The 23,251-nt window shown below is 69.2% G+C and carries 20 protein-coding genes and 2 pseudogenes; 10 read left to right on the forward strand and 12 right to left on the reverse strand.

The window, feature by feature from the left end; translation table 11 throughout:
* The first annotated feature begins 10 nt into the window (after positions 1 to 10).
* A complete protein-coding gene (locus tag I6A81_RS32375; RefSeq protein ID WP_407661413.1) occupies positions 11 to 1,279 on the forward strand; it encodes an MFS transporter in 1,269 nt (422 codons plus the stop codon).
* 517 nt (positions 1,280 to 1,796) lie between these two features.
* Complete coding sequence (locus I6A81_RS32380) at positions 1,797 to 2,606, forward strand: crotonase/enoyl-CoA hydratase family protein (protein WP_203000075.1); 810 nt, start codon at positions 1,797 to 1,799, stop codon at positions 2,604 to 2,606.
* A gap of 283 nt (positions 2,607 to 2,889) precedes the next feature.
* Here the strand turns inward: I6A81_RS32380 and I6A81_RS32385 are convergent, their stop codons facing one another.
* The 4 genes from I6A81_RS32385 to I6A81_RS32400 form a co-directional block, all read right to left on the reverse strand.
* Entirely contained in the window at positions 2,890 to 3,354 is a 465-nt protein-coding gene (locus tag I6A81_RS32385) for a limonene-1,2-epoxide hydrolase family protein (protein WP_203000077.1), read from the reverse strand.
* Positions 3,355 to 3,423: 69 nt separating this feature from the next.
* Complete coding sequence (locus I6A81_RS32390; RefSeq protein ID WP_203000078.1) at positions 3,424 to 3,600, reverse strand: hypothetical protein; 177 nt, start codon at positions 3,598 to 3,600, stop codon at positions 3,424 to 3,426.
* Between the two features lie 93 nt (positions 3,601 to 3,693).
* Positions 3,694 to 4,155, reverse strand: coding sequence for a nuclear transport factor 2 family protein (locus I6A81_RS32395; RefSeq protein ID WP_203000079.1), 462 nt, complete (start codon positions 4,153 to 4,155; stop codon positions 3,694 to 3,696).
* Positions 4,156 to 4,186: 31 nt separating this feature from the next.
* On the reverse strand, positions 4,187 to 6,358 hold the full coding sequence (locus tag I6A81_RS32400; RefSeq protein WP_203000080.1) for a molybdopterin-containing oxidoreductase family protein: 2,172 nt from the start codon (positions 6,356 to 6,358) through the stop codon (positions 4,187 to 4,189).
* 108 nt (positions 6,359 to 6,466) lie between these two features.
* Here I6A81_RS32400 and I6A81_RS32405 point away from each other — a divergent pair, with 108 nt between their 5' ends.
* Positions 6,467 to 7,333, forward strand: a complete 867-nt coding sequence (locus I6A81_RS32405; RefSeq protein ID WP_203000081.1) for an IclR family transcriptional regulator — start codon at positions 6,467 to 6,469, stop codon at positions 7,331 to 7,333.
* Positions 7,334 to 7,489: 156 nt separating this feature from the next.
* On the opposite strand, the gene I6A81_RS32410 is transcribed toward I6A81_RS32405, so the two are convergent.
* Positions 7,490 to 8,068: a TetR/AcrR family transcriptional regulator gene (locus I6A81_RS32410; RefSeq protein ID WP_238428286.1), complete on the reverse strand. Its 579-nt coding sequence runs from the start codon at positions 8,066 to 8,068 to the stop codon at positions 7,490 to 7,492.
* A gap of 86 nt (positions 8,069 to 8,154) precedes the next feature.
* Complete coding sequence (locus I6A81_RS32415) at positions 8,155 to 9,225, reverse strand: NAD(P)H-dependent amine dehydrogenase family protein (RefSeq protein WP_203000083.1); 1,071 nt, start codon at positions 9,223 to 9,225, stop codon at positions 8,155 to 8,157.
* A gap of 131 nt (positions 9,226 to 9,356) precedes the next feature.
* On the opposite strand from I6A81_RS32415, the gene I6A81_RS45850 reads away from it, so the two are divergent.
* From I6A81_RS45850 to I6A81_RS32430, 3 genes are all read left to right on the forward strand, one after another.
* Complete coding sequence (locus tag I6A81_RS45850; RefSeq protein ID WP_307875067.1) at positions 9,357 to 10,439, forward strand: NAD(P)H-dependent amine dehydrogenase family protein; 1,083 nt, start codon at positions 9,357 to 9,359, stop codon at positions 10,437 to 10,439.
* Between the two features lie 185 nt (positions 10,440 to 10,624).
* Positions 10,625 to 11,128, forward strand: a complete 504-nt coding sequence (locus I6A81_RS32425; RefSeq protein ID WP_203000085.1) for an SRPBCC family protein — start codon at positions 10,625 to 10,627, stop codon at positions 11,126 to 11,128.
* A gap of 107 nt (positions 11,129 to 11,235) precedes the next feature.
* On the forward strand, positions 11,236 to 12,093 hold the full coding sequence (locus I6A81_RS32430; RefSeq protein ID WP_203000087.1) for an SDR family NAD(P)-dependent oxidoreductase: 858 nt from the start codon (positions 11,236 to 11,238) through the stop codon (positions 12,091 to 12,093).
* 647 nt (positions 12,094 to 12,740) lie between these two features.
* On the opposite strand, the gene I6A81_RS32435 is transcribed toward I6A81_RS32430, so the two are convergent.
* Both I6A81_RS32435 and I6A81_RS32440 read right to left on the reverse strand, forming a co-directional pair.
* Positions 12,741 to 13,280 (reverse strand): hypothetical protein, encoded by a 540-nt coding sequence (locus I6A81_RS32435; RefSeq protein WP_203000089.1) that lies wholly within the window; start codon positions 13,278 to 13,280, stop codon positions 12,741 to 12,743.
* 162 nt (positions 13,281 to 13,442) lie between these two features.
* Entirely contained in the window at positions 13,443 to 14,000 is a 558-nt protein-coding gene (locus I6A81_RS32440; protein WP_203000117.1) for a phosphotransferase family protein, read from the reverse strand.
* A 156-nt stretch (positions 14,001 to 14,156) separates the two neighbouring features.
* Between I6A81_RS32440 and I6A81_RS32445 the strand changes: the two genes are divergently transcribed.
* A complete protein-coding gene (locus tag I6A81_RS32445) occupies positions 14,157 to 15,044 on the forward strand; it encodes an integrase core domain-containing protein (protein WP_307875068.1) in 888 nt (295 codons plus the stop codon).
* 386 nt (positions 15,045 to 15,430) lie between these two features.
* Here the strand turns inward: I6A81_RS32445 and I6A81_RS32450 are convergent, their stop codons facing one another.
* Both I6A81_RS32450 and I6A81_RS32455 read right to left on the reverse strand, forming a co-directional pair.
* The gene (locus I6A81_RS32450; RefSeq protein ID WP_307875069.1) at positions 15,431 to 16,024 is read right to left on the reverse strand and encodes a hypothetical protein; all 594 of its coding nucleotides are present in this window, start codon (positions 16,022 to 16,024) and stop codon (positions 15,431 to 15,433) included.
* Positions 16,021 to 16,272, reverse strand: a complete 252-nt coding sequence (locus tag I6A81_RS32455) for a hypothetical protein (protein ID WP_203000091.1) — start codon at positions 16,270 to 16,272, stop codon at positions 16,021 to 16,023. Before I6A81_RS32455 ends, I6A81_RS32450 begins: the two co-directional genes overlap by 4 nt.
* A gap of 626 nt (positions 16,273 to 16,898) precedes the next feature.
* Here I6A81_RS32455 and I6A81_RS32460 point away from each other — a divergent pair.
* Together I6A81_RS32460 and I6A81_RS46375 are read left to right on the forward strand one after the other, a co-directional pair.
* Positions 16,899 to 17,288, forward strand: coding sequence for a cupin domain-containing protein (locus I6A81_RS32460; RefSeq protein WP_203000094.1), 390 nt, complete (start codon positions 16,899 to 16,901; stop codon positions 17,286 to 17,288).
* Between the two features lie 224 nt (positions 17,289 to 17,512).
* Positions 17,513 to 17,815, forward strand: a pseudogene (locus I6A81_RS46375) (helix-turn-helix domain-containing protein); the annotation flags it as partial.
* 152 nt (positions 17,816 to 17,967) lie between these two features.
* Here the strand turns inward: I6A81_RS46375 and I6A81_RS32470 are convergent.
* Together I6A81_RS32470 and I6A81_RS32475 are read right to left on the reverse strand one after the other, a co-directional pair.
* Entirely contained in the window at positions 17,968 to 20,211 is a 2,244-nt protein-coding gene (locus I6A81_RS32470; protein WP_203000096.1) for a tetratricopeptide repeat protein, read from the reverse strand.
* 105 nt (positions 20,212 to 20,316) lie between these two features.
* Positions 20,317 to 20,430 (reverse strand): annotated as a pseudogene (locus I6A81_RS32475) (IS6 family transposase); the annotation flags it as partial.
* Positions 20,431 to 21,048: 618 nt separating this feature from the next.
* Between I6A81_RS32475 and I6A81_RS32480 the strand changes: the two are divergent.
* Positions 21,049 to 23,160 (forward strand): WD40 repeat domain-containing protein, encoded by a 2,112-nt coding sequence (locus I6A81_RS32480; protein WP_203000099.1) that lies wholly within the window; start codon positions 21,049 to 21,051, stop codon positions 23,158 to 23,160.
* The last annotated feature ends 91 nt before the right edge of the window (positions 23,161 to 23,251 follow it).

Genomic DNA, 23,251 nt, shown 5'->3' on the forward strand with positions numbered 1-23,251 from the left:
CTGGCGGAGGATGACCGTGAGGCCGTTCCGTTCGCTGTCTGTCCGCAACTTCCGGCTCTTCGCCTCTGGCCAGGTCCTGTCGGTCTGCGGGACCTGGATGATGGTCGTCGCGCAGGACTGGCTGGTGCTCGAGCTGACGGACGACTCGGCGAGCGCGCTCGGGGTGGTGACCGCGTTGCAGTTCACTCCGTCGTTGCTGCTCACCCTGATCGGGGGCCGGCTCGCCGACCGGTACGACAAGCGGCTGCTGCTCACCGTCGCCAACCTCGTCTCGGGCGCGCTGGCGCTGGCGTTGGCGGCGCTGGTGCTCACCGGTGGCGTGGCGCTGTGGCACATCCAGCTGTTCGCGCTGGCGTTGGGCGTGGTGAACGCGGTCGAGATCCCCACCCGCCTGGCCTTCGTCAGCGAGATCGTCGGCCCCGACCTGCTGCCGAACGCCTCGGCGTTGAGCGCGGCCTATTTCAACGTCGCCCGGGTGGCCGGGCCGGCGCTCGCGGGCGTGCTGATCGCCGCGTTCGACACCGGCCCGGTGATGGTGATCAACGCGGTGAGCTACCTGGCGACCGTGGTGGGGCTGCGCAGGATGCGGCCCGAGGAGCTGCACCGGGTCGCGCGATCGGCCACCGGCGCCCGGGTCAGGGACGGACTGCGGTATGTCGTTGCCCGCGGGGACCTGGTCCTGCCCCTGGTGCTGGTCGCCGCCGTCGGCCTGTGCGCGATGAACTTCCAGCTCACGCTGCCGCTGCTGGCCAAGACGGTGTTCCATGCCGACGCGGCGATGTTCGGGCTGCTCACCGCCGCCTTCGCCGCCGGGTCGCTGGCCGCGGCACTGGCGACGACGGGGCGGCGCAGTCGACCGGCGGCCGGTCTGGTGAACGGCTCGGCGTTCGGATTCGGCCTGGTGATGCTGGTGACCGGGTGGGCACCGAACTTCGCCGCGGCCGCGGCAGGGCTGTTCGCCACCGGCTTCGGGGCGATCTTCTTCTCTCAGGCGGCGAACCACCGCATTCAGCTCGGCAGCGATCCTGCCTTCCGGGGGCGGTTGATGGCCGTCTACTCGACCATCCTGATGGGTACGACGCCGCTCGGTTCGCTGCTGGTCGGCCTTCTCGCGGAGCTGGCCGACGCCCGCGCCGGGATGTGGTTCGGCGGTGCGGCCGCGATGGTCGCCGCGGCCGCCGTCCACGCCGCCGGCCGTCGCACCCGACACCGTGGGGCAGCCGAGGCGCCAGCCCTCTCGGCGGGCTCTCCGGTGGTCCCGAGTGCTCAGGCACCGTAAGGCACGCTCGAGGTACTGCCAACGGCGCCTCGCAAGGCGACGTGCTGCCGGCGAGGCGGCGTCAGGTCGGGACTTCCTCATCTCGTATGCGGAGCGCGTGACCAGGCGATCGTCGCCTGGCTGTTTGTCTAGCGCCTCCAGCGGAGGGACTCTCCAAGAGCGATGACTGCTCCGAATCCGATGAGGTCCCCTGCGTCGTCGGCACCGTCTGTGGCAGTGCCCAGGCCGTGGGCTATGCCCTCAACGGCCAATGGGCCCAAGCCGCCCTCCCCGGCGCCGGCATGCTCCCTGGCGCAGCCGTCGTCGCCAGCGGCGCCAAAGCCCTCAAGACCTTCAAACCTGAAGGTCGGATAGAGCGTCGGACTCACGTCCGACCAGCCGAGTCCGACCGCCGTTCGGCGGCAGGCGGAACACCGGACGTCGTCCGCGCGCTCGGAGCGCCGAGCCCATGACGACGGAAACGTGACACAGTATAGTCGACATCGACGTCGATACTGATATATGCGAAGGGTACGTCGTGGCGGAGCGTGTTCTGGTCGAGATCCAGGACGGTGTCGCGGATGTCCGCCTGAACCGGCCGGAGAAGCTGAACGCGCTTGACGGGCCGATGTATCAGGCCCTCGTCGACGCCTGCGCGGCGATCGGCGAGCAGCCCGCGGTAAGGGCCGTGGTCCTTTCCGGCGCGGGCCGAGGGTTCTGTGCCGGGTTGGACATGGCGGCGTTCCAGACCATGGCGGGCGACCGCGCGGCCAGCTCGGCGCTGGCAGAGAGGGTTCTCGCGGCTGGTAAGGGCATGAACATCGGCCAGCTCGCGGTCTCGGCCTGGTCGCGGCTCCCGGTGCCGGTCATCGCGGCGATTCACGGGCCGTGTCTCGGCGGTGGCCTTCAGCTCGCCCTCGGCGCCGACGTGCGGATCGTCGCGCCCGATGCCTCGATGGCCGTCCTGGAGATCCGCTGGGGACTGGTCCCGGACATGGGCGGAAGTCTCGCCCTCGCCCAGTTGGTCAGACCCGACGTCGCGATGGAGCTCGCCTGGACAGGGCGTGTCGTCGGCGGTGTGGAGGCCGTAGAACTCGGGCTGGCGACGAGGTCGGCGCCCGATCCGCTTTCCGCCGCCCGTGAGCTCGCCACGCAGATCGCGAGCATGAGCCCCGATGCCATACGCGCGGTGAAACGACTCCTGAGCGGCACCGCCCACCGCACACCGACCGAACAGATGGCGCTCGAACGACAGGAGAGCGGCGCGCTGGTCGGCACCCCTAATCAGGTCGAGGCGGTCACCGCCGCCTTCGAGAAACGGGCGCCGATCTTCCGCGCCTCGTCGTAGGCGCACCGCGGCCGGTGGCGCACGCCAGGAACACCGGGGGCCGGTTTCCTCGGCGACGCGCGGCGGAGGAACACCGGGCGCCGTCCAGGAGGCGGGACCGCGGACCGGCGACCAGACGCCCTGGCTGGCCGCCAGTGCCGGCCCCGCCAAGGTTCGCCCCGTATCGACGCCGGACATGATCGCCGTTTCTGCCCTCCGGGGGTCGTGAACAGGGCCTCATCACGACCCCGTCGGGGCACAATCGGCGATCATGCGGAGCGGGCGGACATTGGCGGTCGCGGCACTAACGAATGCCGCTGGCGTCGAAGATCCAGGAGAAGTCGCCGCCAGCAAGACCCTCGCGCCACGCCGCGGGCGCCTGGGCCATCAGCGCCTGCATGTCCCAGTAGTCCTTCCAGAGGGTGATCACGCCGTCGTGCACGACCTGTACCGACAGGCAAGGCAGCACAATCTCCTCGCCCGAGGCGAAGCGCCAGATCTCGTGATGCTCCGTCATCACCGTGTCGCCTTCGACGGCTCTCCTGAGATGATCATTCTCAAAGGCGGCGAGGCTGTCGAGGACGGACTTCGCGCGAGCGACGATTCCTTTCGCCCCCTTGGCCGCCAGGGTGGGCCCCGCGGGCACGTCCCAGTACAGGGAGTCGTCGCCGAAGAAGACGTGGAGGCGCTCCCAGTCGCGGGCGAAGAGCGTTTCCCAGAACGCCGCCACGAGCACCTCGGGGCTCGCCTCGGACGGGGTGTCGGGCATGGTCAGCTCCTTGTACGGTGCGACGGTGCGGAAGTGGCCGCGGACGTCGTGGTGGGTCGGGCGCCCGCGTCACAGCGTCACGACGGTGCGGCCCTTGGTCCGGCGGTTCTCCACGGCGTCGAGCCAGTCGGGGACGTCGGCGAGCGTGCTGCTTTGACCGATGACCGGCCGTACGACTCCGCGTCGCGTCAGCCGCAGGATCTCGTTCCAGACGTTGATAGCTGTGCTCGTTCTTCCCGGTTCCATGCGGCGGGGTCTCCCGTGCCGGCCAGGTCGCGCCCAAGCGGCTGCTGACGGTTCGGGCGGCGAGGGATCACAGCGCTGACGCGCCTGGTTGCGTCAACGGACACCCGTGGCGTCGTACAACCAGGACTGATCCTTGCCGAGGCTCGCGACCCAGGACGCGGGCGCCTTCGTCATGAGGGCCTGGAGGTCCCAGTAGTCCTTCCAGATGGCGATCACGCCGTCGCGTACGACATGTACCGAGACGCAGGGAAGCACGATCTCGTCCCCGGTGGCGAACCGCCAGATCTCCTGGTGCTCGGTCATGACCGTGTCGCCTTCGGCGGCCGTCCGGATGTGGTCGTTGCCGTAGAAGACGAGGGCGTCGAGGACGGACGTGGCGCGGGCGATGATGTCCTCCGGGCCTTTGGCCGCCACGGTCGGTCCCGTTGGCACGTCCCAGTAGACGGAATCCTCGCCGAAGAACGTGCGCGCGCGGTCCCAGTCACGTGTGTACATCGCTTCCTGGAACGCGGCGACGATCTCCTTCGGGGTTGCTCTCACCGTTGTGTCGGACATGGTCAGCTCCCTGGTGTTGGCCGGAGGAACGCTAGCGGACCGGCGATGGGGCAATGCCCGGCTCCGCGCGCACGTCAACGGGAATCCCGGTGATCTGGGACATGCAGCTCACGGGGTCGAAGGCCCCTGGTCCACGCGGGGTCAGGACGTTCACGTTCGCACCGCCACGCCGCCGTGCCACCGGCATGCCGGTCGTCTCGGCATTGCCGAACCCGTGGGTCATCGCCACCACTCCGGGACGCAGCCGCGGATCGAACCGCACCTCGGCGGCGAGCGCGCCCCACTCGTTGCTGACCGAGGCTCGTGACCCAGGGGTGAGACCGAGGCGGGCACCATCCTGCGGGTTCATCCAGAGCGGGTTCGGCCAGTCGCCCGGGCGCTTCGTCGGCAGGTTTCCCATCGCCGAGTTCAGCGCGTCCTGGGTTCGTCTCGTGATGAGCTTGAAGCGCCCGGGCTCCTCGGCGCGGAGGTCCTCGAACAGGGCATGTCCCCGGGCGAGAGTGGAGCCGAGCGCCTCAGGCACGCACTCGAGCGGGCTGTCGGCCCCGAGCCGTTCCCGAGAGCGTTCGGGTCCGTGTTCGCGCAACGGCACGACGCCGCCCGCCGCGCGTAGCGCGGACACGGCGAGGCCCTTCGGGGCGAGCGCCCGGTCGAACAGCAGGGGCAGTGCGTCGGTCGCGGCCGGGTCGACGAGGGCCTTGCGGCCCATCGCCTGGAGCAGCTGGCCGAGAATGCGCCACTCCTCGCGCTGCTGCGCCTCCGCCTCGACCACGGCCGGGGTCCACTGCAGGTAGGGCTCCACCTGAATGCCCTGGACGAAGGTGTTGAGATCCGGCCGCTCGAACTGGTCGGTGGCCGGGAGCACGAAGTCGGCGAGCTCACCGGTGGCGTTGCGGTAGAGGTCGATCGTGACGAGCAGGTCGAGCGATCTCAGTGACTCGGTGAGCTGGGGGCCTCCGCCGACGCTGAGCGCCGGGTTTCCCGCGATGACGACCAGCGCCCGCAACGGCTCCTCCGCCGCGCCGATGAACTCTGGGAGCAGGGCGGCGGGGAGCAGGCCCATCGCGCGCCGGAAGTCACCCCATCGTGTCGTGTGGAACGAGGCCGAGGTTCTGTCGACGGGTCCGAAGCGTGCCCCGATCCCGCGGGCGGGGAAATAGTTCCCGCCGGGCCGGTCGAGGTTTCCCGTCAGCAGGAGCAGCATCTGGACCAGCCAGTAGGCGAGCGCGCCCTGCCTGCCCATGTTCAGGCCGGTGGACACGTGGATCGCCGCGGCCTCGGCGGCCGCGAAGTCCCGGGCGAGCTGTGCGATGACCTCGGCGGGCAGACCCACGACGTCGGCCACCGCGTCGGGTGAGTACGCAGCGACGAAGGCGGCGACCTCCGCGGCACCTGTGACCGCTCCCTGCGCGGCGCCCGGCCGGAAGCCCACCGTGCGGTGGATCTCGTGCAGGAGCGCGGCCAGCAGGTAGGGGTCGCTGTCCGGCCGGATCTGTAACGTCGGGCCGATGTCGGGTTCGACGTCGACGGGGTTCACGAAGACGACCCGGCCGCCGCGGTCACGGATTCGCCGGAGCTCCACGACCGGGTTGGCGACGCTGATGAACGACGACTTGCTGACCCGCGGGTTGGAGCCGATCACGAGAAGCAGCTCGGTGCGCCTGAGATCGGGGATCGGGTTCGCGGTTGGCGAGCCGTAGAGCAGCTCGGCGACCGCGTACTTGTTGGAACAGTCCTGCGTGGCGGCGGAGAAGACCCGGTCCGTTCCCAGCGCGCCCGCGAAGTGCCCCGACGCAGCGCTGCCCAGGGCGTTGAACGCGACCGGGTTTCCGATGTAGATGCCCGCGGCCCTCGGGCCATGCGTGGACATGACGTCCCGCAGCCGCGAGGCGATCTCCTCCAGTGCCTCGTCCCACGAGACGGGGACGAAGCGGTCGCCTTCCCGGCGTAGCGGTACCCGCAGCCGGTCCGGATCGTGGTGCAGGTCGATGGCACGAAGCCCCTTGTTGCACGCGAAGCCGCGCGTGACGGCGTGATCGTGGTCCGGCCGCAGGCGGACGAGGTGGCCGCGCTCGACCGTGGCGACCGTTCCGCAGCCGGCCTCGCAGAGCCGGCAGTAGGTGCGGACGGTGCCAGCCCGCCCGTCGAGCAGCCCGGCCGCGGTGCCTGTGCGCCCGGGGCGGTCAGAGGACTCAGGGCTCATGCGTTCTCCCACCCCGGATCACCAGATCGTGCATGGCGGCAGACTCGCACGGTTGAAAGATGCGCCACAAGGGTTGAAATATGCAACCAGTCCGGCAACAGTGCAGCCATGGCCCGTCCCTCGCCGCAGACCGACAGAGTCGTTGCGCTCATCGAGCTGATCGCGCTGCGGCCAGCCGAGGGCGTGACCCTGGCGGAAGTCACCCGCGGCTTGGGCGTGAACAAGTCCACCTGTCACTCGATGCTCAGTGCCCTCACCTCGGCGGGCTGGTTGCTGCGTGACCCGGTCCGCAAGCGCTACTGCCTCGGCCCAGGCCTGGTCGCGGTTGGTCGGGTGGCCAACGACGGCTTTCCCGCGCTCGCCTTCGCCCGGTCGGCCATGGCCGACCTCAGCGCCGCCGCCGGTGCGAACTGCCTGGCGTTTACGATCACCCGGGACCAGCTGACCGTCGTCGACGAGGTTCGCCATCCACGGGCTCCCGTGGGGGGCCTGCGGGTCGGCTCCACGGTCCCGTTTCGTCCTCCGTTCGGCGCCGCCGCCGTCGCCAGCGACGACACCGACCGCTGGCTGGCGCAGGCGCCGGCCGCGCACCGCGAGAGCTACGCCGCGGCGTTGGCCTCGGTCCGGGCGCGGGGCTATGCCGTCGAGCTGGCGCCCGAGCCCATGGAACAGCTGCGTCGCCTCGCCAGCCGCCTTGGCCTGCCCGAACTGTTGGAGCGGCTCGCGGAGGAACTGACGGGTGACGACCACTACCTGGTCGGGGACCTCGAGCCCGACCGCGAGTACGACGCGACCTCGATCAACATCGCGGTACCCGGCCCAGGGGGCCAACCGGTTCTGCTGCTCAGCCTGAGCTGCTTGCCCGCGCCGCTGCCGGGTGCCCGGGTGGTCGAGCTCGGCAACCAGCTCCTCGAGGTGGCCGGCCGGCTGAGCGCCGCCCTGGCGGGGACATCCCGAACCGCGCGAGCCTCGTAGCACGGCCACCGGCGTTCGCGGACAGCCCGCACCGCGATCATGCGCCGCCGTGGCGGACAGCGAAGTCGCGGGTCAACGCCCCGAAACCGACCTCTGGCATGGCACAAGCCAGACTGGGCTGATCTGTACGACCTCCGATGGAGGCTTGGTCGGGTGTCAGCCTTCGGTGGGTGGGTGGACTGCGTCTGACGGGTGCGTGTCGAGGCGCGCGACGAGCAGGTCGATGAGCGCCGCGCGCTCCCGGGCCGTGTCGACCGGTTCGTCGACGACCATCTGGATGAAGACAAGTCCGCGAAGTGCCGCCCAGAGCAGGTCGCCGATGGCCTGGGCGTCGGTGTGGTGTCGCCGGTGCGCGATCAGGTCTCGGCCGAGTCGGGCGAGCTCGGCCGCCATCAGCGCGAGTTGCCCTGAGGTTTCGGCGAGTCGGTTGGCCCGGGTCGCGACGAGGATCTCGAGGCTGGCGCGGGATGCCGGTGTGGAGAACGCGGCCCAGGCGGCCTCGACGAGCGCGCTGACCTGGTCTCGCGGGGATCCCGGCGCGATGCCCACCGCGGCCATGCGCGTTCGCAGCTCCTCGAAGGACGAGTCGACGACGGCCGCCAGTAGCCCGTCGCGGTCTCCGAAGTGGTACTGGATGACGCCCCACGTCACGCCGGCTCGCTCGGCGATGTGCTTGGCGCTGGCCGCGGCGAAGCCCTCCTCGACCACGCACCGCACGGTCTCCTCCATGATCATGGCGCGTGTCCGCTCGGCCCGGGCCTGAGCCCCGCTGGTAGGCCGGGTCGGCGCGATGGACCTGCGACGACCGGTGGCGCCCGAGGTCACGGCATGAGGCCCTGCACCTGTGCCACCGGGAGGGCGGACAGGTGCGTAAGCCCTGGCGGTGCCGCGCACACGGCCGGGATCGCGTTCACCGCCTTGGCCGCCGTCGCGATGACGCCGGCCTCGTTGTGGTCGGTGTACTCGTCGCCGACGTGGGTGTTGATCTCGACACCGGGAACGCCCTTGATCACGACCCGGTGCACGCCGGGCCGGCCGCCAGGTGGGGTGGGCCAGTCCGGCGCCGCGGCGGAGGTCAGTCGGTTCACGTGCTCCATGATGATGGCCGCGCGTCCGCCGACGACGCCTTCGACCGCGAAGCGGACGGCCGCCACCTCGCCCGGGGCGACGGTCATCATCGTGCAGTCGATGGTCTGGGTGGCGGTCCAGGCCTCGTGGCGCTCGCGCAGCTCGTCCACCACCACCCCGAGCCTGTCGGCCAGCAGCCGGACCGGGCCGCCCCAGATCGACGCGAGCACGCCGGGCAGGAACAGCGGCGGCACCCGGTCGGGTGTCGTGCCGAACCCGAAGCTCGCGCCGGTGAACTCGGCATCGTCGTACGAGCCGTAGTCGCAGATCTCCTGCACCAGGATCTCGTCGGCCCGTTCGGACAGGCTCAACGCGGCCAGGGGCAGGAGGTCCCCGGAGAACCCGGGGTCGATTCCGTTCACGTACATGGTGGTGCCACCGGTCTCGCACGCGGCCTCGATCGGCTCACGCAGCCAGGCGTCGGCGTGCGGCGGGTAGATGAGCCACACCAGCGACGTACCGACCACGTTGGTGCCGGCCGCCAGGAACGCCGTGATCTCCCGCAGCGCGGCGTCGGGCCGGCTCTCGGCCTGCGACGTGTAGACGACGCAGTCGGCCTTTAACGCCACCAGCGCGTCGACGTCGTCCGTGGCGACGACGCCGGTCGCGGTGTCGAGGCCGCACAGCTCCGCCGCGTCGCGACCAACCTTGCCGGGGCTGTTGGCGTGCACTCCGACCAGCTCAAGTCCAGGCCGCCGGATGATCGAGCGCAGGGCATGACGCCCGACGTTGCCGGTCGAGAACTGGATCACGCGCAGAGACATGGAGACCCTCACCTGGATACGGGCTGTGCAACTCTTGCCTCGGATCATAAACGACTTTATGGTTCTCCCGTCCACGACGAACGGCGGCACGACGAGAGGCGCGGCGAACCATGGGGACGTTGGACGGCGCTGTGAACACCGCGAGACCGGCGCTCCGGGTCGCCGTCTGGACCACGGGAAACGTGATCCGCCAGGCAGCGCGCGTCGTCCTCGACCGCCGGGACCTCGCGCTCGTCGGTGCGTTCGCCCGGTCGCCCCAGAAGGTCGGCGTCGATGTCGGGGAGCTGTGCGGTCTCGGTCGCCGCCTCGGGATCACGGCCACCGCGGATGTGGACGAGCTGCTCGGCCTCGACCTCGACTGCGTCATCTACTCGCCCCTTCACCTGGATGTCGCGGAACTGGCGAGAATCCTGCGTGCCGGCGTCAACGTCGTGACGACGGCCGAGCTGATGACCGGTTCGACCCTCGACGCGACGGCGCGAGCCGAGCTTCAAGGGGCGGCCGAGGCCGGGAACGCCTCACTGTTCGGCAGCGGGATGAACCCCGGATTCGCCCAGCTCCTCGCCGGCGTCGCCACCGGCATCAGCGCCGGCATACGCAAGGTCATCGTCAGCGAGTCCGTGGACGTGAGCGAGTTCGTCGCCGACGCGAACTTCGAGGCCATGGGCTGGGGCCGCCCGCGCGGCGACGCCGGCCACGCGGACGCCGTCCGGGCTGGCACCGCCGTCTTCGCCGAGGCCGTCGAGGTGCTTGGCCAGCTGGTCGGCACCTCGTTCGACGAGCTGCGTTGTGACGTCGAGTTCGCCCACGCGACCGAGGACCTGACCCTCACCAGCATGGTGATCCAGAAGAACCATGTCGCGGCGATGGACGTTCACTGGACAGGCGTCGTCGATGGTCACGACGCCGTGCAGCTCCGGCAGCGCTGGCTCGCGAGCACCCTCGTCGATCCGGCCTGGACCGTGGAGCACGGCTACAGCGTCGAGGTCTCGGGCGATCCCAACATCCGGATCAAGCTCGATATCTGGCCCACCGACGCCGACCTGGCGAACCTCACCAAAGAAACGATGCACGGCATCGGCATGCGGATCACCGCGGTCCCCGTCGTCAACGCGATTCCAGCGGTCTGCGCCGCGCCCGCCGGCATCGTGACCTACGCCGACCTACCGGTCATCGCCTCGCCATATCTTCGTCGACGCCTCCACGCTGTATGACGCCGCCCTGGCACTGCTGCGCTCCCGCCAGGGCCGTTCGACCGGCAGCGGCGCGTAGGCGCGGACGCCTTTGATCTGTCACGGCGCCTGGCAGTCGCCCGGGGAGCAACTGCCGTTCGCTGCGCGAGTTCCCCCAGACCAAGAGTCGGGCTCGACTCGAGCCCCGGAGGAAGGAGTGTGCCCCCATGGCGGAACAGGGCTTCTCGGAGCGCGTCGAGGTCTCGAGGGCGATCGCCGCCGATCCCGCGACGATCTTCGCCCTGCTGTGCGACCCGACCGGACACGTGGCCATCGACGCATCAGGGATGCTGATGGCGGCGTCCGGATCGCCGGCCCGGGCGGCCGGTGACACCTTTGTGATGCACATGGATCGAGATGCCCTTCGCGACGTCGATCTCGGTGAGTACCAGGTGACAGTCACCTTCCTGACCTACGAGCAGGACCGTGAGATCGCGTGGACCGTCGGAATGGCCGCGGACCAGCGATTCGGCCACGTCTACGGGTACCGGCTGGAGCCCATCCAGGGAGGCACACTGGTCACCCAGTACTACGACTGGTCCGGGATCAGCGACGAGCTCAAGCAATTCATCACCTTCCCGGTGATCCCGGAATCAGCTCTTCGGGCCACCCTGGGGATTCTGGCGCGCACCGTGGCGCCGGGCGCCAAGCGACCGGCGGTCGCCGGTTGAGCGATCCAGTGCCCGGGCACGGAGACCGCCGGGCCTACCGCCGGGCGCCGGCTCCGGCCGAGCGCTGCCCGGCGGGTAACAGCGACATACAGAGAGGGAACCAGAGAATGTTCCAGGACAGGTATGGGCCGTGGGCCTTCATCGCCGGCGCTTCGATGGGTATCGGCCGGGCGCTTTCACTCGAGGCGGCGTCGCGCGGGCTGAATGTCGTCATGAACGCCCGCGGCGCCGAGGCTCTGGCCGCCACGGCCGCCGAGGTGCGCGCGGCGCACGGGGTCGAGGTCCGTGAGCTCGCCGCCGACCTGACCGACCCGAAGATCGGCGAGATCGTGGCGGCCGCGACCGACGACCTGGAGGTCGGGCTGTTCATCTACAACGCGACGGTGGCGCCTATCGGGCTGTTCCTGACCCATCCGCTGCAGTTACAGCTGCAGTCGGTGCAGGCGAACTGCGCGACGCCACTCATCCTGCTGAACCTTTTCGCGCCGAAGATGGTGGCCCGTGGCCGGGGCGGAATCTCGCTGGTCAGCTCCACCGGAGGTACCCAGGGCGCCGTCACCAGCGCCACCTACAACGCGGGCAAGGCCTTCGAATGGATCCTCGCCGAGTCGCTGTGGGGCGAGCTCGGCGACCACGGCGTGGACGTCACCGCCATGCTCGTCGGCCCTACGGCGTCACCGAACTTCAACGCCTTCAAGGACACCCTCGACCCGGAGCTGTGCAACCGGACCGACTCCGAGGACCTGCTCGACCGGATGCGCAACGGCCTGGTCAACCCGGCGGAGCCGGAGCAGGTCGCCTCGGCGCTGTTCGACGGGCTGCCCAACGGGCCGGTGACCTGGGCCAAGCCACTCGATGAGTGGATCACTACGAGGTCGCTGGCCATGCCACGCGGCGAGGTGACGCTGACCTGGCGCCGGCTCATGGAGACCTCGACCCGCCCGCCCGAGCGACAGGCCCGCTGATCACCCGGCCACGACCGTCGCGGGGCGCGCGGACGATCCCCAGGTAGGTCGCCGGTGACCGCCGGCCAGGCATCCGCCGGGCGGGCGGGATGGGCGGCAAGCTGCGGCACCGCGAGGAACGCGTCGCGCCGGCCGACCGGCAGCCAGCGATGCGCACCGAACAGCAGACCGGCCAGCTGCGCGCCCCACCAGACCGCGACCGCCGACGCCCTGAACACGGCGACGAACCCGAGTACCAGCGCCTCCGCCGACACCGCCGGCCCCTGTGCCAGGCGGGGCGCTCACCGCGGCATCGCCGGGAACGCTCACCGCGGCATCGCCGGGAACATCGCGGCGCACCGCGACAGCCCTACAGCCCGGGCAGTGACTCGTACGAGGAAGGCCCGGACATCGCGGACGACATCGTGGAGAACATCCCCGCGGGCGACGGCGGCTGTCACGTCCTGCTGGATGACATCGCCGGGGTGGGTCAGCAGGTCTCTCGGTACGGGACTCCGGGCACCAGGTTGTCCCACTGGAAATCCTCGTGCCCTCGCCGCCGATCCAGGCACACGCCTCATCCACCAGGTCGCCGCGTGGAGGGCGTCCCTGAACTCGTGAGTGTCTCCGCCATGAAGGGGTGCGGCCAGGTATTACAAGAATGCCGTTTAGTCATTGGCACTCCAAAAATATTCCTCCTTATATCCAAATGAGCCAGGATGATTCATCCGAAAGCCGGGCTCCGAGTTGGGTGAGCCTATTCTGATTCCAAAGGTCCAGAGTGGATCAAAAGACACGTGCTGATCGCCCGCGAAGGTGAACTCGGCAAATTTGACTATGCCAGAATTAATGGATGATCTGTCATCGAGTAGGCAGCGGAGAGATGAGCATGGAAGATGGTCGGCCTCACCAAAGTAGATTTCCGAGAGGCTCGCCACACCAGCTTCCGCCTCTTCGTCGTCGAGCAAAACCTGATCATGCGCGATCCCGCCCACAACCCTCATGGCGAGTTGATCACCCTGATCCACGGCGGTGAGTTGAAGGTAAGGGCCTCCCGTCCCCGCCTCAAGGTAGACATTATCTGGAAGTAGATTGAAGCGCCGCGCAGGGTCCGCCTTCATAAAGAACCCAGGGATCAGCAGATCGCTGAAGCGCTTGGTGCGCAGCAGCAGAAGGATCTCGTCCAGATTCGTTCTGTCAGTTTTCATCGGCGGAGCCTATTCTTGTTGATCATCCTATTTAGACCACTATCAACATCTTCAAGAATCGTCCAGTAACCCCCTTTCTGGAAGTGCTCGGCGCGTTCGCAGTTTCCCGAGAGGGTGTTTGCCGCCGAGTTCGACGACGGCGCCAACGACTACGGCCCTACTCTAGCGATCCACACGGCCTAGAACGGCCTCCAACTCCCTCCAATACCGGTACGTAGCGTAATTCATCCTGCGTTCGTACTCGGCCGCGATCTCGCTGGACGGGTGAACGTTCTGCATGATCCACGTAGTCATCCTGATCTCATGCACGCGGCGCGGCACCTCGAAGCCGTCCCAGGCCGTCACGTCGAACCCGTAGGCGGCCGCGAACGCCCGGTACTGCGCGTCGGTCCACCACCCCGCGGTCCGGTACTCCGTCGCCGTCATCGCCAGGTCCCACTCCGGCTGACCCCACCCGAACCGCTCGAAATCGATCAGTACCGGGCCGTCCGCCGTGACCATCAGGTTGGCCACGTGGGCATCGCCGTGGATCGGCCCGGGAGACAGCGCAAAGTCGAGCCGTGACGCCGCGACGCCGAGCTCTTCGTAGGTCGCTCGCAGGAGGTCCTTGTCGCCGACCGGGACCGGCGCATGCTCGATCCTGGGAGCCACCCGCCCGACCAGCTCAACCGCGGGAAGAGCGAACCCCGTCGGTGCGGGAAGCCGGTGGAGCCGGCGCAGGAGACCCCCAGATACCCGGCATCGTCCTCTATCCCGTCACGGCCGATGATCTGCCGCCAGAACGTCACCGGGTGTCCGTCGACCTCCAGGGGCTGCGGCACATCGGCCAGGCGCGCCGCCGGATAGCCCACCTGGCCCGACCGCGCGATCCTGGCCGTGTTAGCCCGGCTACTGCCCCGGGAGGTCCGGTCGCACCGGCTGGTGACCCCGGCGACGTTGCTGGCCTGGCATCGCCGCCTGGTCCGCCGACGGTGGACCTACCCGCACCGGATGGGCCGCCCGCCGGTCGATGAGGAGCTGCGGACGCTGGTGATCCGCCTGGCCCGCGACAACCCGACCTGGGGTCACCGCCGCGTCCAAGGCGAACTGCTCGGCCTGGGGTATCGGATCGGAGCGGGCACGGTCCGTCGGCTCCTCACCGGCGCCGGTCTCGGCCCGGCCGCACGCCGCCACGCCGACGCCAGCTGGCGCACCTTCCTACAGGCCCAGGCCGGTGGCCTGCTGGCCACCGACTTCTTCCACCTCGACACCATCGCCCTGCGCCGGCTCTATGTCTTGTTCGTCATCGAGATCCAGACCCGGCGCGTCCACATCCTCGGCGTGACCGCCCACCCGACCGGAGCCTGGGTCGCCCAACAGGCACGCCAACTCGTCCTGGACCTGGACGGACGCCTCGATGGGATCCGGTTCCTGATCCGCGACCGTGACGCGAAATACACGAGGTCGTTCGACGACGTGTTCGCCGCCGAAGGCATCCAGGTCGTGAAGACTCCGCCACGGACGCCGCGGGCGAACTGCCACGCGGAACAGTTCATACGCTCCGTCCGCCAGGAGTGCACCGACCGGATCCTCCTCTACGGCGAACGCCACGCCACCGCCGTGCTCGGCGAGTACGCCCGCCACTTCAACGACCATCGGCCCCACCAAGGGCGACACCAGCGCCCACCGAACCACGACCCGGCCGCTGCCGCGCCCCTCGACGGCCCGATCCACCGCCGCAAGATCCTCAGCGGCGTCATCAGCCAGTACCACCGCGCCGCCTGACCGAACAGCAAAACCGCAGGTCACGCCCCCGAATCGAGTTTTGGCACGCTACAACGCGTCCTGATCAGGCCTTCGCGAGGTGGCGGCTGATCACCAGGCGCTGGATCTAGTTGGTGCCTTCGAAGATTTGCATGACCTTGGACCATGAAGATCAATATATGCTGTGACCTGCGACGATTCTTGGTCAGTGGTGGCCGTGGGCCTGCGTAGCCGCATCCTGTCCACGGTTGGTTCAGGGCGTGCCAGGTGCGGCGAGCTCGGTGTCGGGGCCGGTGGATGTCGCCGCGGTGTGAAGGGGCTTGGGCGAGGGTGGGGCGGGGAGCATCTTCGCTGTTCGGCGTGCGTGCGTGGCGCGGGTCGGCGGTGTGAATCGGTCTTGCGGGGTGCTATTGCTCGTCGGAGCCGTGTGGCGGTGTGTGGACGTCGAGGGCGTCCGCGCTCAGGGCGTAGTCGTCGGGGTGTCGCGCCAGATGGTTCGCGGCCTCGTACAGGGCGGGTAGCGCCGCGAGATCCTTCGACCGGCCGGCGGTCTCCTTCGAGCGGATGATGTCCTCGAGGCTCGCGACGTAGATCGAGAGACCGAATCCTGTGATGTCATAGCGGCGAGCGTTCCGCATGATCGCGTCGAAGGGTCCTACGCCGGGGAGTTCGATCAGGACGTCGATGGCCCCGTAGCGGGTTCTGTACATCGCGAAGTACTCGGCGTAGAACTCGGCTGGCTGGACCTCGGGGTGCGGGAGGTACTCGGTCGAGTTCGCGGCCTTCTTCAGTGTCGCGGTGCCGCTGAGCGCGGCGGCGAGCCGGGCCAGGTTCTCGGGCTCGGGGTCGGGGACGATGTCCAGATCACCGGTGACGTAGGGGGTTCCCTGGAGTCTCGCGCCGACGCCGCCGACGATCGCATAGCGAACACGGTGCTCGGCGAGCATGCCGAGCATTCTGGGCAGTTCAAGGAGGAGAGAGGCCCGCGGTTCCTCGGTCACTCGGCGGCCGGCCGGGCGCTGGCGAACACCGCGTGCTCGGCCATGAGCATCCGCAGGCGCTGCTCCGGTGGCATGGCGAGGATTGTCTTCACCTGGATCAGAAGCCCAGGGTCGGACTGCCAGGTCTCCCTGGTCACTGTCTTGAAGAGCGCCTGGGCGCGCGCCCGTGCCTGCGCGGCGCGCTCGCGGAGATAGGCGGCGCGCTCGGCGGGATCCTCCGGCGGGTCGAAGGGATCATCTAGGTTCATCGCTGAACCTCCCACGTCCCGACGCCGGGCTGTTCTGAGGTCTCCCGCGGCGGGTGGCTGGCACGGGCTGGACCCACGGGGCGAGACTACCAGCCACTTGACCATGTGGATCAACCAGGACGCAGGCGCGGGGGCGTGTCTGTGGGACTCCACGCACCATGCTGATGATCTCGTGTGAGGTGTGGGGATCTTTCGGCTGAGTGGTGCTGGAGCTGGTGCGCGGCTGGTGGCCTCATCGCGCCCATCAATCTTCCCAGCCCAGCGGCCCGACCTCTGCGAGAGCTTCGTCGACCTTGCCGGCGCGGGCGCTTTCGTCGTCGCGAAGCCCCCGGCCGCGCTTGCCTGCGGCTACTCGTGCGGTTTGCGAATTAACTAAGAGTGATGGGTGGCTTGATCTCGCCCAACGGGCTCACCCGCGACCGAGCCTCCAGGCCTCCTCCGTCCCCTAGTGCGGGGCCTGGTGGAGCGTAGCCAGCACGCGACCTTGCTCCAATCTAGTCGGCGGACTATAGTCACGCGACTAAGTTGCGACTTCCGCGCGACCATGAACGACGATCTTGTCATGGCCGGCCTTCCGCCAGCACTCAGGCCTGGTAGCTGGTTCCGTTGCCGATAGGAGGACTTCAATGCCAGTGATGAAGCCACAGGAGTTACCAGAGAACGGCGGCGGCCGCTGGCCGAACACCGGGTTCCGCTCCGTGCGGTGGGGTGACATAGAGGTCGGGTACACCATCGCCCCACCGATCGACTGCACGCCCGGCTACCAGGGTCTCCCTGGTGGGGTCTGCAACTGCCCGCACTACGGCTACGTCTTCAAGGGGAGGCTTCGGGCGATCTACCCGGGAACGGACTGGCCGGACGAGACGGCCGTCACTGGCGATGTCTACTTCTTCCCCGCCGGCCACAGCCTCATCTACGAGGAGGCGAGCGAGGTCCTCGAGCTGAACCCGGCCGCCGCCCTCGACGCGCTCATGAACCACTTCGAGAAGATGATGGCGAGCGGCTGGTCCGGCTGACGCACGCCGTCAACAGTCAAGATCCCGCCCGGAGCTCCGCGGGCAAACGCCTACGCGGTGCGGTTCGTCCGCGCACTCCGAGCCGAGGCCACCGCCCGCATGCCGATCTTCGGTGACCGACACCCGCTGACCGTCCTGGCCGACTACGCGGCCCACGACAACGGCTGGCGACCCCACCGCCGCCGTGATCTTCTGCCACTCCGGCCCGACCGCCCCATCGCTGTTTGTTGCGGATCGTCAGGCGGTCCTCGGGGTCGGTCGTGAGTGGGCGCCGTGCGCAGATGATCCTTCTGTCGGCGCAGGGCATGACCCCACCGAGGATCGCCGAGGTGACGGTCACGTCGGAGGACCGGGTCAGCGACGTGATCCACAACTTCAACCATGACGGCTTCGACTCGCTCTACCCGAAGTACGCGCGCGGCCGGCCGCGGAAGTTCAGCCTGCCGGAACGCCTCGAGATCAAGAAGATAGCGAAGTCGCGGCCGAGCGAGCATGGGCTGCCGTTCTCGACCTGGAGTCTGTCGAAGCCCCGAAAGGCTGGCGCACTGACCTGTCCACGTCGGCGGAGGACGGAGCCCCAGCGACCCGACCGGCCGCATCCCCGTGTGCGTCGCCGACCGCGACCTCGTCGCCCGCACCATCGACCACCTGACCGCCGATCGGAAGATCTCGCGGGCAGTCAGAAAAGCCAGGTGCTGAATCGGCTGGACTCCTTTGCGGCGGCGCCGAGGTGTATCTCGATCGCCCCGCTCTGTGGATGGTTCTCGCCGAGGGTGTTTCTGGATATCGTGAGCGCCCGCTCCATCAGCGTCGTCGCCGTGGACCTCTGTCCCTGTTTGGCGAGCGCTAGTGCCAGATTGTGCAGGCACACCGCGACGTCGGGGTGATCGGGGCCGCACGCCGACTCGGTGACGGACAGGGCGCGGCGGTACAGGGCTGCCGCCTCGGCCGCCTGCCCGTTGTCGTAGAGCGCGGCGGCCACGTTGTTCAGGCAGGTCGCCGTGGCAGGATGGTCGGGCCCGTGGACGGTTTCGGTGATGGCCAGGGCGCGTTCGAGCAGCGGCCGGGCAGCAGCCGGGTCTGTGCGCAGGACCCGCACCGCGGAGCCCAAATTGGTCAGATCTCTGGCGACTGCCCGATGGCGGGGCCCGTAGGCGGCCTCGTCGATGGCCAGCGCCCGCCGGAGCAGGGGCGCCACCTCGTCGGAGCCAAGGGTGAACAGCGCCGCAGCCAGGCCGTTGAGGGTGTCCGCCACCGCGGGATGGTCACGGCCGTGGCCGGCCTCCACCAGCGCGAGGGCCTGGCGAGCGAGCGGCTCGGCCTGCGCGGCCTGGCCCTGCACCTGGAGATAGGTCGCGGCCTGAACATGCAGCCATTCGAGGTCAGTCAGGGCGGACGGCGCGCTGGGCTCGGTGACCAGGAACGGGACGACGCGCCGCCACCACCGTTCCCGGCTGTCTCTCCACGGGCCTGCCTGCCGCGCCAGCCGCGGCGGCGCGAGCGGGCTGCTGGCTCGATTCAGGACCGCGCGGGCGTGGGGTAGCAGCACACGCCACCGGGGCCAGTCCGCCGGGTGGGTGTCGATGCCGCCGGGCAGATCCGCGCGGAGCAGGGCGAGCAGGACGGCGGAAAGTTCGTGCTGCCGGGTCTGTCCCATCCTTCGGCGGGTGGATGCCTGGACCAGGCGGTGGCTCCAGATCGCGGTGGCGTCCCGGTCCGCCATTCCCGAGGAGACGAGCGTCGCCACGGTCCGGATCCAGGTCATCCGGTCGCTCACGGCCCGGGCGAGTGGCCCTTCGCCGAGCAGATCGCCACGGCCGTCGAGCAGATCGAGCGGCAGCGGTTCCGGCGCGCTCACCGCGAGCAGTTCCAACAGCTCGAGGGCCGCGGGTGCGTTGTCGCCGAGCTGCCGGGTGGATGTCTCCCACAGAGTCGCCACCGTGACGCCGGCCCGGTCGGCGACCGTGCCCAGCTCGATCGCCTCGTCCAGCCGTTCCTGCAGCAGGCGGGCCAGGTCCACCAGCGGAGTTCCGGACTGACCGCAGAACGCGGCCGCCTGTTCGACCGCCAGCGGGAGGTCGCCCAGCAGCTCGGCCGTGGTGTCCGCTGCTTGCGGGTCCGCGCCCGTGAGACGGCCGGCCAGAAGCGTGACCGATGCGGTTCTCGCCAGCGTGGGCACCTTGACCGTCGTGCCGACGCTGTCCCAGCCCGCCCGGCGGGAGGTCACCAGGAGCCGGCCGAGCCTGTCCCAGTGACGGAGCGGGTCGAGGGCGGCGAGGTCCTCGGCGTTGTCGAGGACCAACAGCCACCGCAGGTGCCGCAGGTGCAGTTCCCAGAACACGCCGTGCGGGTCGGTGCTGGCTGGCAGGCCGAGCCTCTCCCCGAGCGCGGCGAGGTGGCCGGACACCAGCTCGGCTCGCTCGGCCGGAATCCACCACACGACGTCGAACAGGTGGCGCTGCCTGTGGGCGAACTCGGCGGCAAGCGCCGTCTTTCCAACACCGCCCATCCCCACCAGGGCAACGACCGACGCCATGTCGTGCCCGGTCGGCGCGGCCATCGCGGCCAGTTCGGCGAGCAGGACCTCACGGCCGACGAACAGCGTTGGCCGGATGGGAACCTTCCAGTACCCCGGCCCCGCCGCAACGGCCTTGCCGCGGCTCCCACCTGCCCTGGAACCGGCGAGGAGTCCGTTGGCGGGGGACCGCTTCCGTACCAGGGCCAGGAGGCGTTCCCGGCCGTCGCTCGCCACACCGGCCACCAGCAGGTCCGACACCGCGGTCCAGAACACCCGCGGGCTGTGGGTGCTCCAGGGCAGATCGGCACCCGGAAGACCGGCCTCAACGAGAAACTGCCGCGCCTCCAACGGGTCGGCGAAGAACTCGGCCAGCGCCACGACCTCCTCGGTCGTCAGCCCTTCCACCAGGCCCTCCTAGCGAGGCGAACCACCCTGCGCCGCCGCCCATCATGTTGCTGACACGGCCACGCTGACACAACCAGACCCCGAATGACAACGGAGGGTCGCCTGCCGCCTGGCTTGGCTGTCGTTGACGTCCCGATAGGACAGGGCGAAGCGCAGGTACCACCGCACCGCCAGAACGATCACCTCCGGCGGGGACCGGAACCCGGCGAACTCCGACACGGGCACCAGCGGGCGAGGGCAGCGAGCCACCAATCGATCATGCCTCGACCATCGAAGTAGACCACGGCACCAGCCTGTGCGACAGCGCCCAGGACGTGCCTGCCACCGGGCAGCACGCGGCCGGTGTCCGACAAACCGCATATCCCGACAAAAGCACCCCGACCAGCTCCGATCCTAGGGCGCCACCGGGCCAGTGACAGAAGAAGTTGGTTGAGCCGGTACACGCGACCCATGTTCGCCGCCTCTGCTACGGTGACGGCCTCACAGCGGAGGCACCTATGAGGTGCCCGCTTGAAGCGGCGTGCGACCGCAGGGGTATGCTCGCGACCGCGAGAGTTTCTCCTCTCAAATTGACGGGACGCAAGCCGTGGCCGGCCGTCCGCGGAGCGCATGTCGGTGCCACCGACAACCATGTGAGGATCCAATGCACGTACGGGGGAAAAGACCATACCGGCGCGCGCGCCGGCGATCATCTGGTTTTCGGCAGTCGCTCGGACGATAGCCGTGGCCCGGAAGAACCGCCGCGCGGCGCGTGATCTGCTTCTGCTTTGCCTCGCCGCCGCGGCCGCGGTCTCGACGATCACCGTTGTCGAGACAGGGAAAACTCGTACGGTAACCTTGCTCGAGGGCAGTGCCTGGCTCCTCAACGCCGGTCCCTGGTCGTTCACCCGGGTGAACGGCGTGTCAGTACTGCCGGACGCGCAGGTCAGCCTTCCCGGGCCGGACGGTGAGTTTGTCGCGGCCGGCCTCGATCAGTTCTCGGCCCTTCGGGAAAACGGCCGAGCCAGCACTTTCGTGCGGGTCGACCCAGCCTCGCTGACAGCGGTCTCCCGCACCTTCGAGGGCACCGGAAAGCGTCTGACCATCGCCGCTGACATGTCGACTGGTTATCTGGTCGACAATGCCTCGGGGCTCGTCAGGAAGATCGACCCGCGGAATTTCCTGGAAGCCGGTGAGCCCGTCGAGGCCGGCACCAGGGTGGACGCCGCTCAGCTGACGCCCGACGGCACTCTCTGGTTGGCGGCGGGCCAGATGGGAGACGTGGCGGTGATTCGTGACGGTCGCCTTGACACGCGGACCCGGATCGCACCGCCCGGTCATCCGCTCGACCTGTCCCTGGTCGGCGACCGGGTCGTCGTCACCGACACCTCGACCGGTGTGCTCACCGCGCTGTCAGCCGACGGACGGGTGGACGGCGAGCCGCTGGCCGTCGGAAACGGCTCGGCTCTCCCGGTTCTTCCGTCGACCGAGGGCGACGGTCAGCGGCTCGCGGTCGCGACCGCGGACGGAACGGTGCGGATCGCCGATCTCGAGTCGCGAGACGTCGTCACGGTCTCGCCCGGGCCCCGGCGCGCCGGCCGGCCGACGGAACGACCCGTCCTGGCGGGGAGCTACCTCTACCAGGCCGACGGCCCGACCGGAGTCGTCCTCGTCACCCGGGTCGGGTCGGGCCAGCGGCCGGTGGAGGTCCAGGTGTCCGGGGCGACGCCGCGCCTGCAGGTTTTCCGGCGGGAGAACCTGGTCTGGGCCAACGACCCGAGCAGCGCCGGCGCCGCCGTCTTCCGTGACGGCGAGGCCCGGCGCGTCCAGAAGTACGACAGCCCGGAACCCGCCGGGCCTCCTACCGCGGCTCCCGCACCGCCCGATGACACCGAGGTGTCGTTCGGCGAGGTCGGCGGGATTCCGCCGGGGCCGGCGCCGGCGCCGACCTCACCGACCGTGCGTCCCAGCCCTACGGACGTTCTCCGGCCGTCGGAGCCGCCGCGGCAAACCACGGAACCACCCGATGGCGATGACGGCCCTCAGCAGCCGGTCCCGGGAACCGGGACGACGCCTTCCCCACAGCCCCAGCGACCAGACGCCGAGCTCACCCTCTCGGCTGCCTTCGGCCCGGGAGTTCTGGAGATCGACGTCAACCTGGCCGACGGCGGGCAGCCGGCGGGGCCGTATCGGCTGGACGTGGATCCGGCGGACGGAACCACCGTCATCCCCGCCTCGGACACGTCTTTCCAGGTAAGGGTGCCGGACTGCGCGGAACGCACATACACGGCCACGTCGCCGCGGGGCCGGACGGTCACCGCGCAGTTGTTCGGCTGTGAGCCGGCGGGTCCGGCGGCCGACTACTGGTATGTCGTGCACAACGGAAGCGTCGACTTCTACTGGACGGAGGCGGTCGTCGGCGGCCCTGCTGAGTCTTATGAGCAATACACAAGAAACTCGCCGAATCACGAAGGATCGATGATCGCGGATGGTTTTGATGATACGCCTGAATCTCGATTCCTGAACATCGAGGTCCCAATGGGAGAGCTTATTGAGCAGGGGCTCGCGCCAAGCAACGCCGCCGGCCAGGCGCCGTGGCAGATCCTGACAGTTCGGGCGTGGGATCTTTCCTCCTGTGCGTCTTTCTGCACCTACAACCACCCGGATCCGGTACCGCTCCTGGACCGGCCGGGTGGCTCTCCGATCGGAGTCGCGCTACCGGCTGTCGCGGTCAACACGGTGGGTGTCGAAGTGGATCTCGTCTGCCAGACCGACGGCCCGTCCCACATTTATCCGGACGCCAAACTCACCCGGTCCATAGATCCTATGGACCATGCCCTGGAAGGGGATCCTTCGACGGTCTGGGATCTGATCCGGTACCAAGGCGCCGAGGGATATGTGTCGGACCTGTACGTCACGACGCCGCTGTCCTTCGACCGCGTCTTTTCGCCGGAGGTCCCGCGGTGCTGACCGTGTCAACCGTGCCGACCATGCCGGTCACGGAGACCGCGGCCGGCGCTGGTCCCGGCGGCATGATTGAGGCGGACGGCCCAGAGACGGG

Origin of the sequence: Frankia nepalensis (assembly GCF_016786325.1) — a bacterium.
GTDB classification, from domain to species: Bacteria; Actinomycetota; Actinomycetes; order Frankiales; family Frankiaceae; genus Pseudofrankia; species Pseudofrankia nepalensis.